The organism is Pantoea sp. BAV 3049, from assembly GCF_009765445.1.
In the GTDB taxonomy this organism is placed as follows: Bacteria; Pseudomonadota; Gammaproteobacteria; order Enterobacterales; family Enterobacteriaceae; genus Erwinia.
In genome coordinates this window covers 2,616,877-2,631,249 of the sequence record NZ_WHOY01000031.1, presented here as the reverse complement: position 1 = coordinate 2,631,249, position 14,373 = coordinate 2,616,877, and the positions used below count along the sequence as shown (strand labels likewise).

Below are 14,373 nucleotides of genomic sequence, written 5' to 3'. Positions count from 1 at the left end.
ATAAAAGTTATTTCGTGCTGGCTGGTTTCGCCGGGCGACGGTCGCCGCCGATGGTCTCGCCAAACGGCCCGGTGTTCACCGTGCGCTGGCGTTTTTCCACGTTGGAGGCCAGCGGCAACAGCGGCATCACCAGCTCGGCAAAGCGGTGCGCCTCTTCCAGGTGCGGATAACCGGACAGAATAAAGTGCTCTATGCCCAGCGCCTGATATTCACGAATGCGCTCCGCCACCTGTTCAGGACTGCCCACCAGCGCGGTACCGGCTCCGCCACGCACCAGGCCCACTCCGGCCCATAAATTCGGCCCGATACGCAGGCTCTCTTTCGAGCCACCGTGCAGCGCACTCATGCGGGCCTGCCCGGTGGAGTCCATCCGCGAGAAGATCTTCTGCGCGCTTTCAATGGTATCTTCGTCCAGATGGGCAATCAGCCGATCTGCGGCAGTCCAGGCTTCCTCTTCTGTTTCACGGACGATAACGTGCAAACGGATGCCGTAACTCAGCTTACGCCCCCGCTCCTCTGCGCGCTGGCGCACTACGGCCAGCTTCTCCGCCACCTGCGCCACAGGTTCTCCCCAGGTCAGATAAGTATCGATCTGGTTGGCAGCGACGTCGATGGCTTCTTCGGAAGACCCGCCAAAATAGAGCGGTGGACCGTTTTCCTGCACCGGCGGGAAGAGCACTTCTGCTCCTTCCACGCGAATGTGATCCCCGGAGAAATCGACCTTTTCGCCCTTCAGCAGGCGGGAATAGACCTCAAGAAATTCCCGTGTAACCTGATAGCGTTCAGCGTGGCTGAGGAAAATGCCGTCTCCTTTGTTCTCTACCGGGTCACCTCCGGTCACCACATTAATCAGCAGTCGGCCTTCGGAGAGGCGATCCAGCGTGGCGGCCATCCGCGCTGCCAGACTTGGCGGCTGCAGGCCCGGACGGACAGCTACCAGATAGCGCAGGCGTTTGGTGAGCGGAGCCAGCGCGGAAGCCACCAGCCAGGAGTCCTCGCAGCTTTTGCCCGTGGGGATCAGCACGCCGTAGTAACCAAGGTTATCCGCCGCCAGCGCCACCTGCTGCAGATAAGGCAGGTCGACTGCGCGCCCTCCCTCAGTGGTGCCCAGATAGCGTCCGTCGCCATGAGTCGGCAGAAACCAGAAGACATTAATGTTTTCCTGCGAGGCCTCAGTCATTATCACTTTCCTATATAACGATATCTGAATTAATCTTATAGATTCTTCGTGTTTGGTTATAAACCACATTGCAGAAAGCATGCCAGTTTTGATTATCTTTATTATTGAATAATATCAATCAGTTAAGTCAAGCTATTCATTAGCGAAAATGTTGCATATGCAGCAACTGCTGTCTTGTCACTGCTGCATTTGCAACGTTCAGCGCCGGAGAGCCTCTCGCCACGGCAGCCGTCTGGCGGTATCGTTTTAACACCTTCCTAAGCCTGGAATCAGAGATGCAAAACCACGGCCCCGAGCTGATCGATCCCGCCTCCATCGCCTTCCAGAAGGTGCTGGACCGGCTGGCCCCCACCGATGCCACGGTGCTGATCGTCGGTGAAACCGGCACCGGTAAAGAGGTGGTGGCGCGCTATCTGCACCATCACAGCCCGCGCCAACAGCACCCTTTTCTGGCGGTCAACTGCGGTGCGCTGACCGACAGCCTGGCAGAATCAGAATTATTTGGTCATGAGAAAGGCTCTTTTACCGGTGCCGCAGAGCGCCATCAGGGCTGGTTTGAGGCGGCAGAAGGCGGCACGCTGCTGCTGGATGAGATTGGCGAGTTGAGCCTGCCGCTGCAGGTGAAGCTGCTGCGGGTTTTGCAGGAGCGGGAAGTGACGCGGGTAGGCTCGCGTCGTCCGGTGAAAGTTAACGTGCGCGTGGTGGCCGCTACCCATGTGGATCTGGCAAACGCCATCCGTGAGCGCCGCTTCCGTGAAGATCTCTATTACCGGCTGAATGTCGCGGCGGTGACGTTGCCGCCTCTGCGCCAGCGGCGTGAGGATATCCCACTACTGGCCGACTATTTCCTGCAACTGTATGCCCGCCGGCTGGGCCGCCCACAGCTGCGCCTTAGCGAAGACACCCTCGCCACGCTGATGGACTATACCTGGCCGGGAAATATCCGCGAACTGGAGAACACGCTGCACAATGTCGTGTTGCTGAGCAGAGAACCCCTGATTACACCTGCGCAGCTTCGGCTCACTCCGGTAAGTGGCACTTCAACAGGCAGCGCTCGCGAAGAGTCGCTGGATAATTTTATGCGCCAGCAGTTGCAGGATGGCAACAGCCCGATTTACCAGCGCATCCTCTCTTCGCTGATACGCAACGCCTTCGAACTCAGCAATGGCAACCAGCTGCAAACCGCCTCTCTGCTCGGCATCACCCGCAATGCTCTGCGTACGCATCTTGGTCACCTGGGGTTGATCAAACCGCGCCGCAGGCCGGGGGGAACAGCCTGTCGTCCCGGCCCTGTAATGGCCGACAAAGAGCGTGAACTGCGGGTGGGCTATCAAAAATTCGGCAACCTCGGGATCCTCAAAGCCCGCCAGTCGCTGGAGGCGCAGTTTTCCAGCCGGGGCGTCAGCGTATTGTGGAGCGAGTTTCCCGCCGGGCCACAGCTGCTGCACGCCCTGAACAATGGTGAAATCGATTTTGGCACCACCGGTGAGGTACCGCCGCTGTTTGCTCAGGCCAGCAATCAGCCGCTGCTGTATGTGGCCTGGGAACCAGCTGCGCCGCAGAGCGTGGCCCTGATGGTTGCCCGTGACAGCCCGATCCACGCCCTTGCCGACCTGCGCGGCAAGCGGATTGCGGTGAACAAAGGGTCCAACGTTCACTACCTGCTGCTGCAAATTCTGGAGGAGGCAGGCATGACGCTGGATGACGTGCGTGTGGTCTACGCGCCCCCGAAATATCCGCTGACGCCCAGCGATCATCACGCCGTCGATGCCTGGATGATGTGGGATCCGCTGCTGAGCGATGCCGAAGAGAGCGGGCAGCTGCGGGTGATTGCCAATGGCGTGGAGCGGGTTAATAACCATCAGTTCTATCTTGCTCACCGGGATTTTGCCGCCCGCTACGCCGATCTACTGCATGCGCTAATGTCGGCACTGGAGCAGACAGGACGCTATATCGACAGCAACCGGGCAGAAGCGGCCACCCTGCTCTCCGCCGAGCTGGGGCTGGCCACTTCCTCACTGAACCGTGCCCTGACCCGCCGCAGCCACCTGACGCAGCGCATGGATCTGCACATCATTCGCCAGCAGCAGGCAATTGCCGACCGCTTTTACGCGCTGGGCCTGCTGCCAAGAGCGATTAAGGTAGGGGATGCGGTCTGGCGGGAATGAATTTTTCAGCTAAGGATATGCCTTTTACTCGTTAAGCCGTTTTCACGCAGTTTGTTATGTTGCGCTGACATCACTTTTATTCAGGGAAAAAATCGTGAAAAAATATCTCCTTGGCAGCCTGATTGCTGCTGGTCTGACCGGCACAATGCACACAGCGCTGGCGGAAACTGCGCCAAAAACGGTGACTATTGGCTATCAGAAAGCCAATATCTTCGCGCTGCTGAAATATCGCGGCACGCTCGATACCGATTTCAAAAAACAGGGTATCGCCGTTCGCTGGGTCGAATTCCCGGCCGGACCGCAGATGCTGGAAGGTTTGAACGTGGGCAGTATCGATCTGGCCGCTACCGGTGACGCGCCTCCGGCGTTTGCCCAGGCCGCCAACGCGGATCTGGTCTATCTGGCCCACTCCCCGGCTAACCCGAAAACCGAAGCGATTGTGGTGCCGGAAAACTCCACCATTAAATCCGTCGCCGACCTGAAAGGCAAGCGGGTGGCGCTGAACAAGGGTTCGGACGTTAATTATCTGCTGGTCACCGCGCTGGAAAACGCCGGACTGAACTACAAAGACATCATCCCGATCTACCTGCCACCCGCCGATGCCCGTGCCGCGTTCCAGCGTGGCGCGGTGGATGCCTGGGTGATCTGGGATCCGTACCTCTCAGAAGTGGAAACTAATGCCAAAGCACGGCTGGTGAAGAACGCTGAAGGCCTGGTGCCGCACTATACCTTCTACCTCGCCAGCCGGAAGTTTGCCGATACTTATCCGCAGACGGCTAAGCAGGTCGTCGGGGAATTAGGAACGCTGAGCGACTGGGCGAATAAGAACCCTCAGGAGGCGGCGAAAATCCTCGCAACCTCTACCGGTCTGCCGCAGCCGATCTGGGATAAAGCCATCAGCAGAATGCCGTTCGGTTCAGAGCGTATGACGCCGGAAGTGTTTAACGAGCAGCAGAAGCTGGCAGACAAATTCACCCAGATTGGGCTGCTGCCGGTGAAGGTGGAGATCGGCACAGCGACCTGGTCGCTGGATAAGAAAAAGTAAACCTGAACGCCAGCCTACTGAGGGGTTGGCTTTTACGAAACTGGGGCTGCCATACAACAGGGTAGCTCCGAACCACTTCAGTGCCGCCTGATTGCCTACCGTTGCTTATTATTTCCCAACCAACCCGCTCTCGCCCTGCCTAACCTGTACCTTGCATAACGATTAACCATAAATGGGGTCCCCAGCCAGGTTGGACTTGGACAGTGCGGAGCAACCGGAGCGCACACCAAGTACGTGAGAATGATGAGCTCTGCCCAGCGCCAAAATGGCAAACAAAATAGCCTGATGGGACAGGCTCTAAGTCAGAATTGGCTTTAGTCATGCCATATTGTTATTTTCCCGCACGGCTAAAAGGAGTGAAAATCGGAGTGGCCAGCGTCGTCGCGCAGGCCTATGAGGGAATTCATGCCGGAGCACTTGAAGTGCTGGCTGATGATCTGACGCGCGACCTGAAAGCCCGGCTGGGTACCAAAGCAGAGGACTTCTACCCCTGGATGCATGCTGAACTCCGCGCCTTCTTTGCCTCCTGAATAATGCTTTCATCATCGGTCAGGTAATCCCGCGATTGCAGCCGAAACAGAGAGAATTGCGCAGGCTGTAAATGAGAAAGGCCGGTCAGACCGGCCTCTTTCCAGGGTGCCATCGGACTCAGTTATTAACAGGAATAACGGCACCTTTATATTTGGTGCGGATCCACTCCTGAATCGGTTTGGAGTGCAGAACTTTAACCAGCGCGACAATATCCGGTTTGTTTTCATCACCGCGATGTACAGTGATGATATTGGCGTACGGATTGTTTTCACCGCTTTCAACAGCAATAGGATCTTTCACCGGATCCAGACCTGCATCAATAGCATAGTTAGCGTTGATCACCACCGCATCGCCTTCGTCGTTGTTGTACATCTGCGGCAACAGTGCGCCTTCTACGTTGGCCTGGAACTGCAGGTGTTTCGGGTTAGAGACGATATCGCTGATGCGCGCGTCAACTTTGCTCACGCCCGGCTTCAGTTTAATTACACCCTGTTTTTCAAAGATAGAAAGAATACGCCCCTCTTCCGCCACCGCATCACGCATGATCACCTTACCGTTCTGCGGCAGGTCTTTCAGCGATTTGTACTTTTTGGAATAGATCCCGATCGGCTCGATATGGATCGCTCCGGCGCTGACGAAATCATAGGATTTGTCACCGGCATGGTCTTTCAGCACGCTGTTCAGGTACGGCACGTGCTGGAAGTAGTTGGCGTCGATATCATGGCTGGCCAGTGCGGTGTTTGGCAGGATGTAGTCCTGGAAAGGTTTGATTTCCAGATCGATGCCCTGCTTCGCCAGGATCGGTTTGGCCTGCTCAAGGATTTCCGCATGCGGCACGTTAGAGGCGCCAACGGTCAGCGTATCCGCCCATGCGCTCAGGCTCAGCGCGCCCAGGGTTGCTGCAGCCAGCAGCGTCAGTGTTTTTTTCATTATTAAATCCCTCAAAAGTTAACGTTTGTCGAGCCGTGTGGTTATCACATCACCAAGGAACTGGATGATAAAAACGATCAGCAGAATGGTTACGGTTGCCACCAGCGTCACGTCGCCGTGGTTACGCTGGAAGCCTTCCAGATAGGCCAGGTTGCCCAGGCCGCCTGCGCCAATCACGCCAGCCATCGCGCTGTAGCTGACCAGCGCGATCAGCGTGACCGTGATACCGGAAACCAGCGCCGGGGAAGATTCAGGCAGCAGCACTCGGAAGATCAGCGTACTCAGGCGAGCGCCCATCGACCGTGACGCCTCAATCACGCCTTTATCAACTTCACGCAGGCCAATTTCCACCAGCCTTGCGTAAAACGGTGCCGCGCCGACAATCAGCGCAGGCAGCGCCGCATTGGCGCCGAGAATGGTACCAATCAGCGTTTTGGTGAACGGGATCAGCAATACAATCAGGATGATGAACGGGATGGAACGGAACACGTTCACCAGCAAGGAAATCACCGAGTACAGAGTACGGTTCTGGAACAATCCCCCGCGCGCCGTCAGGAACAACACCAGCCCCAGCACTATCCCCAGCACGAATGTCGCCACGCCGGCCAGCGAGGTCATATACAGCGTCTCCGAGGTGGCGGCCCACAGCTGATCCAGCTTCAGATGGGGAAAAAGTGTCTCAGTCATTGGTTACCACCTCAGTCGTGATGCCATGGTCATGCAGGTCGTTCAGAATGTTTTCCAGCTGGATGCCGCTGGCTGCCACCTGCAGCCACAGTTCCCCAAACGTACCGTTGGCGGTCTGGGTCATTTTTCCGTGCAGGATGTTAAACGGCAGCGCATATTTCAGCGTCAGTTCGCCAACAACCGGTTGCCCGGTGTTTTGCCCGACAAAAGTCAGTTTCAGCACGGCCCCGGCATGGTTATTAACCAGCTCCGTGTTAAGTGGCGTTTCGGCACTGCTGTAACCTGCTGTCTGCTTGACAAACTGGCGGGTGACGGGCTGCTGCGGATGGGTAAAGACCGACAGCACTTCGCCCTCTTCGACAATCTTCCCGGCCTCCATCACCGCCACGCGATGACAGATTTTGCGCACCACATGCATTTCATGAGTGATCAGCACGATGGTCAGATTCAGCCTGCGGTTGATATCCAGCAGCAGATCGAGGATCGCATCGGTCGTTTGCGGATCCAGTGCGGAAGTCGCTTCGTCACACAGCAGCACTTCCGGGCTGTTCGCCAGCGCCCGCGCAATCCCCACGCGCTGTTTCTGGCCGCCGCTGAGCTGCGACGGCCATGCGTTTTCTTTGCCACTCAGCCCAACCAGTGCAATCAGTTCCTTTACCCGCGCCTGAATTACCGCTTTCGGCGCACCGGCAATTTGCAGAGAAAAGGCAATATTTTCGCTGACGGTCCGCGACCAGAGCAGGTTGAAATGCTGGAACACCATGCTGATTTTCAGTCGGGCCTTGCGCAGTGCCTCACCTTTCGCCTGAGCGATATCCTGCCCGGCAAGGGTTACGCTGCCTGAAGTGGGCTTTTCCAGCCCGTTAAGCAGGCGGATCAGGGTGCTTTTTCCCGCGCCACTGTAGCCAATAATGCCGTAAATCTGTCCCTGTCCGACCCGCAGACTGACGTCATCCACGGCGGTTATCAGGCCACTGCTGGCCTGAAAAGTTTTCACTATGTTTTGCAGAACGATCATGGAGCTGTCTACCCGTCTTCAGCTATGTCGCTGATTAATTGAACTGATTATTTTTAAAACATTATTGGAAAAACTTATGTCAACGGGATAGTAGGGAGGCGGCAATCAGGAATAAAAGATTTTAAAAGCATGACTTATAGCGAAACAGAATGGTAAAGCGGGAATATTTTACTTAGCTAACTTCCGGATATCCTTAGTGATTAAAGGACGTTGAGGCCCCAGGTGCGGTTGCCGTAACATCATCATTTACCGGGAAAGACCTGATGCCACGATTTTCGATCGCGTCAGTGAAGGCCGTGCAGGCTGAAATATCGATAGTCACATGCTCAGGATTAGCCCTGCCGGACCCGGTGCAAATAATTTTAAGAGCATCCTGACCCCGCCCCCCCTGTCACTGCCCGGCCAGACTGGTTAAAATGGGGGTTCCTGAGCTGTAAACAAAACGAGGCATTATGGTTTACCGTTTTACACTGGCCGCCATCACGGCCGCCCTGACGCTGACTGGCTGTGCGAAGATTTTACCCACTGGCGATCGGCCAGCGGCGCAAACTGGCGAAAAACCTGTGGAGCAAGCCACCCAGCCAGCCGTAAATAACTTCACTACGGGACCTGCGCAGGTAACCATCTCGCATGCGATCAGCCGCACAGATGATGGGTCGACGATCAATGTCACTATCGACGGTGACGATGCGGGTCCACTGGTGCGCGGGCAGACGACAGATTTACACCTCACGCCGGGCAAGCATAAAGTGGGTGGCTATGTGTCCACGCTGTATGGCTATGGGCGAGTCACTATTCCGTCGGTTGAGATTACCGCCACGCAGAAGACGGTGCAGCACGTGACCTACTCGATGAAGAATAACAAGCCGACCTTTGCAGCAGGCAAAGCCACGCCGGTTCCTGTTACGCCAGCGCCTGTCGCCGAGACCACTCTAGCCGTACCTGCACCAGCGATCACTCCGGTAGCTAATGCTGCTACGACGACCAGTACGACACCGGCAACCACTGCCGCGACAACTACCAGTGCAACGCCTGCTAACTCGTCGTCTACGACCAGTACAACTGCGGAATCAACCAGCAGTACCACTCCGGCGGGGAAGACCACAGGTACTGAGCCTGCTGCCAGCACTGACACCAGCGCCACCAAATCCACAGATTCAGACTCCGCTGCCAGCACCAGCCAGGCGGCGAGTTCAGCTACCTCAACAGAAGACAACCAGGGTTAATCCCCAGGTGCCAGCCAGACAGTGATTTAAGCGAACTTAATGCTGAGCCACCAGCGGTCAATGACCCTGGTGGTCAGTTTCTACTCTCATCCCGTTGCAGCGAAACACCGAATACTTCAATTCTCTTCACTCTGGTTTGCGTATTTTTGTAAGAATCTCAGCGACTGGGCCAGTACGGATTGACTGGCCTGAAAACGCAGATTGACGTTGAAATCGTGAGTGAGGGATTCTTCATACTCTTTGAGATAAATTTGCGAACAGACCGGAACGTTTAATTTCTCAAGAAGTGCAATAAAGGGCAGTGTCTGGCTTTTCGTCAACATGTCATTCTCTGTAGCGCTGATATAAACCGGGGGATAAAGAGCGTTCAACCAGGGCAAGGCAGACATTTCCTTTAACCGCTTATCCGAAGGGGGGCTTTCGTTGCTGTATTCAGCAATCACGTTTTGTCCTGCCCAACGTAACAAAATATTCTCATCATCCAGTTGCATGTAAAGTGCGCTGAGATCATAAACGCCACTGTGGACAATTATCCCTTTCAACTGCTGATGAGTTACAGACGGTATCAGTTCCAGCTGTTGTTGCAGCATTGTTGAAGCCAGAAGAGCAGCATAAGTGGAAACAATATTTGCTCCGGCGGAGTCACCGCTCAGAAAAACACGGGACATGTCAGCAGGCCAGCGGGACGGGTTACGGACATACTCTACAGCCTGATTCAGTTCAAAAAGAGGTTGTGGAAACGAACCAGCGGGAACCCTTGTATACTCAACATTCACGACCAGATACCCCTCTGCTGCTATCAGACGGGCATAGGGCAACATTGATTCTTTATTTCCCCCTACCCAGCCTCCGCCATGAACCAGCACAACAACAGGCAGACGGTGAAAAACTAAACTTTGCGGGTAAACAACATCAAGTCTGTTATCTTTCAGGGGACCATAGAAAACATCAGTTTCAATAATCAATGAACGACGAATGTTATTATCAGCGAAGCGCTTTGAATATTGAGCATTCGCTTGTGAAGCGTCATTATTCATGACTTTGGTTGCGATCACTATCGATGATGATTTACATCCGGTCAGCAAAAAAACACAAGTCACCGCAAAAAAAATTGAAATACGTTTCATCACTACATCCATTTAGTTATATTTTTCCCTTTTATTACAGGCAGGGATAGTATTGAAAGCCCTGATACGGATCAAGCAAAGCACCATCAGGTTGTTCATGCCGTCACGTCGTGGAAACAAGCACGATAAACCAGCGGTCATAACGCCTTTTTACCGCACGAAGTGAGGGAGCAAGAGCCTGAATATTCAGGAACAGAGGGAGGATCGGTGGACAGATGAAAAGATTATCGGGCGAATCCTTTTGCCCGGGTGTCACAATCAGACCTGCTCAGCCTGGGCCTTTTCGCGCTCCAGCTGATAATATTCAGCGGTAGAGACGGCCAGCGGCGTGCGGCCACGGATCAGGTCAGCCATTTTCTCGGCAATCATCACCGTTGGCGCATTAAGGTTACCGGTGGTGATTTGCGGCATAATCGAAGCATCCACCACGCGCAGACGCTGGATACCGTGTACGCGCCCTTCTGCATCGACAACGGCCATCTCATCGTTACCCATCGCACAGCTGCCGCAGGGATGATAGGCCGTCTCGGCATGCTCGCGAATAAAGGCATCGATCTGCTCATCGCTCTGCACCTCTGCCCCTGGCTGGATTTCATCACCACAGTATTCCGCCAGCGCTGGCTGCCGCATGATTTCACGGGTCAGGCGCACCGCGTTGCGGAATTCCACCCAGTCCCGCTCTTCCGACATGTAGTTGAAGAAGATCGACGGCGCGGCATACGGATGCTTTGAGGTCAGCTTTACGCGACCACGGCTCATGGAACGCATCGGTCCCACGTGCGCCTGGAAGCCGTGCTCTTTAACCGGGCTGCTGCCGTTGTAGTTAATCGCCACCGGCAGGAAGTGATACTGCAAATCCGGCCAGTCCGGCTGGTCATCGCTGCGGATAAAACCGCCCGCCTCAAACTGGTTGCTGGCCCCGATGCCGGTGCCATTAAACAGCCACTCAGCACCGATCGCTGGCTGGTTCCACCACTGCAGTGAAGGATAGAGGCTGACCGGTTTTTTACAGCGGAACTGCATATACACTTCCAGGTGATCCTGCAGGTTACGCCCGACGCCCGGCAGTGGATGCACCACCTCAATGTCCAGCTCGCGCAGCCACTCTTCCGGTCCCACGCCCGAACGCTGCAGGATCTGCGGAGAGGCAATCGCCCCGGCGCACAGCAGCACTTCACGTGTGGCTTCCGCCTGATGTTCCTTGCCGTTATGTAGCCAGCTTACGCCGGTTGCTGTTTTGCCGCTGAACAGGATGCGGTCAGTCTGGGCGTGGGTGACGATGGTCAGGTTTGAGCGCTGCTTCGCCACGTCCAGATAGCCTCTGGCGGTACTGGATCGGCGTCCCTGGGCGGTGACAGTTCGGTCCATCGGGCCAAACCCATCCTGACGGTAGCCGTTCAGATCGTCGGTTTCATGGTGCCCGGCCTGCTTCGCCGCCTCGATAAACGAGTGAAACAGCGGATTGTTGCCTTTTTTCGGCGTGGTGACGCTCAGGTAGCCTTCGCCGCCGTGGTAATCGTTTTCGCCAATATCTCGTTTTTCGGCTTTGCGGAAGTACGGCAGGCAGTTGAGATAGGACCAGTTTTCCAGCCCCTCTTTTTTTGCCCAGTTGTCATAATCCATCGCATTGCCGCGGATATAGCACATGCCGTTGATCAGCGAGGAGCCACCCAACCCCTTTCCACGCCCACATTCCATGCGGCGGTTGTTCATTTTCGGCTCGGGATCGGTTTCAAAAGCCCAGTTGTAGCGTTTGCCCTGCAGCGGATAAGCCAAAGCGGCTGGCATTTGGGTACGGAAGTCCCAGCGGTAATCTTTCCCACCCGCTTCCAGTAAAAGTACCGATACGTCAGCATCCTCAGTCAGTCGCGTGGCCAGCACGTTGCCTGCTGAACCAGCGCCAATAATGATGTAATCAAATTTCTGCATTAAACCTCCAGGCAGCCGCGACCGGAGCGCCGCGGCAAAAAAATCAGTTTCAGCTTCAGAATGCTGTCGGATACTCGCCCATTTCGATCAGGATCGATTTGGTGCGGGTGTAGTGATGCAGGGTTTCAATGCCGTTTTCACGGCCAACCCCGGACTGCTTGTAACCACCAACCGGCATAGGTGCCGGAGATTCACCCCAGCTGTTGACCCAGCAGATCCCGGCTTCCATCTGGTGGATAACCCGGTGCGCCCGGTTCAGAGAAGTAGTGAATACACCAGCCGCAAGGCCGTACTCGGTGTTGTTCGCCCGCTCAATCACTTCCTGCTCCTCATCGAAGACCAGCACGCTCATCACCGGGCCGAAGATCTCTTCCTGCACGATACGCATCTCATCGGTGCAGTCGGTAAACACCGTTGGCTCAACGTAACAGCCTTTCGCCAGCTTCCCTTCGGTGATACGTGAACCGCCAGCCAGCAGGCGGGCCCCCTCTTCTTTACCGATGTTCAGATAAGAGACCACTTTCTGGCAGTGTTCTTCACTGACCAGCGGACCGAAGTTTACCTGCGGGTCAAGCGGATCGCCGCAGTTGATCCCCGTCATCTTCTCCAGCAGACGCTTTTCGAAAGCAGGGAGCAGTGAACGGTGTACAAACACGCGGGTGCCATTGGTACAAACCTGGCCGCTGCTGTAAAAGTTAGCCATCATCGCGCCATCCACTGCCCGTTCCAGCTCAGCATCTTCAAAGACGATCAGCGGCGATTTGCCTCCTAACTCCATGGTCACTGACTTAAGATTAGCGAGCGCGGCATCGGCCATCACCCGCTTGCCGGTGTTCACTTCGCCGGTGAAGGAGACTTTGGCAATTTTGGGGTGCCGGCTCAGGCCCTGACCCACGGCAGCTGCGCCCTGTACCACATTGAACACGCCATCCGGCAAACCGGCTTCGGTGAAGATTTTCGCCAACGCCAGCGCACTGAGCGGTGTCACTTCGCTGGGTTTGAAAATCATTGCGTTGCCGGTTGCCAGTGCCGGAGCACTTTTCCACATCGCAATCTGGATCGGGTAGTTCCACGCGCCAATCCCGGCACAAATCCCCAGTGGCTCGCGGCGGGTATATACCAGCGCGCTGTCACGCAATGGAATAGATTCCCCTTCAACCGCAACGGCCAGGCCCGCGTAGTATTCCAGTACGTCTGCACCAGTGACGATATCCACCACGGCGGTTTCGCTGATCGGTTTACCGGTATCGGCAGTTTCAAGTTCTGCCAGCTGCTGATTGCGCTCACGCAGGAGAGCAACGGCTTTTAACAGCACGCGGCTGCGCTCTGCCGGCGTGTAGCTGCGCCAGATGCGCTGACCGGCGGCGGCTGAAGCGACGGCGCGTTCGATATCCTGCTGGCTGGCGGCGGTGATCTCTGCCAGCACTTCACCATTGGCGGGGTTGATGGTGGTGAATGTTTCGCCCTGACCGGCTTCTTCCCGGCCATTAATGTACAGTCCACGGCGTTGCATATCGGCCATGCCTCCTCCTTCGGGGGTTTATTTCGCCGCGGCTGAAAGCCACAGCGTGAGATTCTGATAGCAAAGCATCCTTGCGTCATCCAGTCCCTGTTCCATGGGTTGCGGTGCCAGCGTCATGCGTAACCACAGCCCGTCGATCAGCGCTGCCAGACTGGCCCCTGCGTGACGTGCCTGCTGGGGTTCCAGCACTCTGGCAAATTGCGACGCCAGGTTGGAATAGAGGCGGCGATCGTTAATGCGCTGCAGCCGCTGCAGATCGGGCTGATGCAGGCTGTTGGTCCAGAATGCCAGCCAGGTTTTCAGCACCGGCCCTGCAATTTGCGACACGTCGAAATTGCCATCAATAATGGCCCGGATTTGCGCTTCTGGCTGGTTGGCGGCCTGCTGGCGATAGTGTTCGACGGCCCTATAGAGGTCGGAGAGGATCTGCCGCATACAGGCGTCCAGCAGACCGTTTTTGTCGCCGAAATAGTGGCTGACAATCCCGGTCGATACCCCTGCTTCTTTGGCAATCAGCGCCAGGCTGGCGTCTGCCAGTCCCACCCGATCAATTACCGTCAACGTGGCATGGATCAGTTGCGCCTGACGGATGGCTTTCATTCCAACTTTTGGCATCGCTTCATCGGTTTTAGCTATTGAATGAGAATGATTATAGACATTTTATATTGAACGTTCAATCAATAATAAAATTGACCCGCGAATCGGGCTGCTGCGGCTTGTTGAAAGCGACACTGACAAAAAAGATGAATAGAGCGATTTATAGCGGTGGAGGTCACATTTTCATTACATGAACAGCACCTTTGTTCAACAGCAAGTCATTTATTTAAATTTGGGACCAGCCCGGCAATGAATGTTATTTTTCAACAAATATAATGCTGACTTTTAGTGATCTGAATCACATTTGACATGCGCGATTGCTTTAGAATTGACCATCAACACTGCCAGACATTAGTTTGCCATGCTTTAAAGCGTCTTTTCGGATGATAATATTGCTCATTAATAGTCCAGTG

The 14,373-nt window shown here is 55.4% G+C and carries 12 protein-coding genes; 4 read left to right on the top strand and 8 right to left on the bottom strand.

Annotated features, from left to right (window positions below; genetic code table 11):
• Nucleotides 1–7 precede the first annotated feature (7 nt).
• Nucleotides 8–1,180, bottom strand: coding sequence for an FMNH2-dependent alkanesulfonate monooxygenase (gene ssuD / locus GSQ70_RS13250; RefSeq protein WP_158782973.1), 1,173 nt, complete (start codon nucleotides 1,178–1,180; stop codon nucleotides 8–10).
• Nucleotides 1,181–1,455: 275 nt separating this feature from the next.
• Between ssuD and GSQ70_RS13245 the strand changes: the two genes are divergently transcribed.
• The 3 genes from GSQ70_RS13245 (at nucleotide 1,456) to GSQ70_RS13235 (ending at nucleotide 4,923) form a co-directional block, all read left to right on the top strand.
• Nucleotides 1,456–3,348 carry a sigma-54-dependent Fis family transcriptional regulator gene (locus GSQ70_RS13245; protein WP_158782972.1) on the top strand — a complete coding sequence of 631 codons (1,893 nt, stop codon included), beginning with the start codon at nucleotides 1,456–1,458 and terminating at the stop codon, nucleotides 3,346–3,348.
• A 118-nt stretch (nucleotides 3,349–3,466) separates the two neighbouring features.
• Nucleotides 3,467–4,393 carry a sulfonate ABC transporter substrate-binding protein gene (locus GSQ70_RS13240; protein ID WP_370521113.1) on the top strand — a complete coding sequence of 309 codons (927 nt, stop codon included), beginning with the start codon at nucleotides 3,467–3,469 and terminating at the stop codon, nucleotides 4,391–4,393.
• A 368-nt stretch (nucleotides 4,394–4,761) separates the two neighbouring features.
• Complete coding sequence (locus tag GSQ70_RS13235) at nucleotides 4,762–4,923, top strand: hypothetical protein (protein ID WP_199257260.1); 162 nt, start codon at nucleotides 4,762–4,764, stop codon at nucleotides 4,921–4,923.
• Between the two features lie 118 nt (nucleotides 4,924–5,041).
• Here GSQ70_RS13235 and GSQ70_RS13230 read toward each other — a convergent pair whose 3' ends face one another.
• From GSQ70_RS13230 to GSQ70_RS13220, 3 genes are read right to left on the bottom strand one after another with little or no spacing between them, the layout of a single operon-like run.
• Nucleotides 5,042–5,854, bottom strand: coding sequence for a MetQ/NlpA family ABC transporter substrate-binding protein (locus GSQ70_RS13230; RefSeq protein WP_158782970.1), 813 nt, complete (start codon nucleotides 5,852–5,854; stop codon nucleotides 5,042–5,044).
• A gap of 18 nt (nucleotides 5,855–5,872) precedes the next feature.
• A complete protein-coding gene (locus tag GSQ70_RS13225; protein ID WP_158782969.1) occupies nucleotides 5,873–6,541 on the bottom strand; it encodes a methionine ABC transporter permease in 669 nt (222 codons plus the stop codon).
• Nucleotides 6,534–7,559 (bottom strand): methionine ABC transporter ATP-binding protein, encoded by a 1,026-nt coding sequence (locus GSQ70_RS13220; RefSeq protein WP_158782968.1) that lies wholly within the window; start codon nucleotides 7,557–7,559, stop codon nucleotides 6,534–6,536. The genes GSQ70_RS13225 and GSQ70_RS13220 overlap by 8 nt, the downstream gene beginning before the upstream one ends.
• A gap of 452 nt (nucleotides 7,560–8,011) precedes the next feature.
• Between GSQ70_RS13220 and GSQ70_RS25765 the strand changes: the two genes are divergently transcribed.
• Entirely contained in the window at nucleotides 8,012–8,785 is a 774-nt protein-coding gene (locus tag GSQ70_RS25765; protein WP_199257259.1) for a hypothetical protein, read from the top strand.
• A gap of 116 nt (nucleotides 8,786–8,901) precedes the next feature.
• Here GSQ70_RS25765 and GSQ70_RS13210 read toward each other — a convergent pair whose 3' ends face one another.
• From GSQ70_RS13210 to betI, 4 genes are all read right to left on the bottom strand, one after another.
• Nucleotides 8,902–9,912, bottom strand: coding sequence for an alpha/beta hydrolase (locus GSQ70_RS13210; protein ID WP_158782967.1), 1,011 nt, complete (start codon nucleotides 9,910–9,912; stop codon nucleotides 8,902–8,904).
• Nucleotides 9,913–10,170: 258 nt separating this feature from the next.
• Complete coding sequence (gene betA / locus GSQ70_RS13205) at nucleotides 10,171–11,841, bottom strand: choline dehydrogenase (protein WP_158782966.1); 1,671 nt, start codon at nucleotides 11,839–11,841, stop codon at nucleotides 10,171–10,173.
• A 55-nt stretch (nucleotides 11,842–11,896) separates the two neighbouring features.
• Nucleotides 11,897–13,354, bottom strand: a complete 1,458-nt coding sequence (gene betB / locus GSQ70_RS13200; protein WP_158785309.1) for a betaine-aldehyde dehydrogenase — start codon at nucleotides 13,352–13,354, stop codon at nucleotides 11,897–11,899.
• Between the two features lie 27 nt (nucleotides 13,355–13,381).
• Nucleotides 13,382–13,978: a transcriptional regulator BetI gene (betI, locus tag GSQ70_RS13195; protein ID WP_158782965.1), complete on the bottom strand. Its 597-nt coding sequence runs from the start codon at nucleotides 13,976–13,978 to the stop codon at nucleotides 13,382–13,384.
• Between the last annotated feature and the right edge of the window lie 395 nt (nucleotides 13,979–14,373).

Coding starts and splice junctions, on each gene's coding strand:
- ssuD (WP_158782973.1), bottom strand. CDS start 1,180: ATGACTGAGGCCTCGCAGGAAAACATTAATGTCTTCTGGTTTCTGCCG.
- GSQ70_RS13245 (WP_158782972.1), top strand. CDS start 1,456: ATGCAAAACCACGGCCCCGAGCTGATCGATCCCGCCTCCATCGCCTTC.
- GSQ70_RS13230 (WP_158782970.1), bottom strand. CDS start 5,854: ATGAAAAAAACACTGACGCTGCTGGCTGCAGCAACCCTGGGCGCGCTG.
- GSQ70_RS13225 (WP_158782969.1), bottom strand. CDS start 6,541: ATGACTGAGACACTTTTTCCCCATCTGAAGCTGGATCAGCTGTGGGCC.
- GSQ70_RS13220 (WP_158782968.1), bottom strand. CDS start 7,559: ATGATCGTTCTGCAAAACATAGTGAAAACTTTTCAGGCCAGCAGTGGC.
- GSQ70_RS25765 (WP_199257259.1), top strand. CDS start 8,012: ATGGTTTACCGTTTTACACTGGCCGCCATCACGGCCGCCCTGACGCTG.
- GSQ70_RS13210 (WP_158782967.1), bottom strand. CDS start 9,912: ATGAAACGTATTTCAATTTTTTTTGCGGTGACTTGTGTTTTTTTGCTG.
- betA (WP_158782966.1), bottom strand. CDS start 11,841: ATGCAGAAATTTGATTACATCATTATTGGCGCTGGTTCAGCAGGCAAC.
- betB (WP_158785309.1), bottom strand. CDS start 13,354: ATGCAACGCCGTGGACTGTACATTAATGGCCGGGAAGAAGCCGGTCAG.
- betI (WP_158782965.1), bottom strand. CDS start 13,978: ATGCCAAAAGTTGGAATGAAAGCCATCCGTCAGGCGCAACTGATCCAT.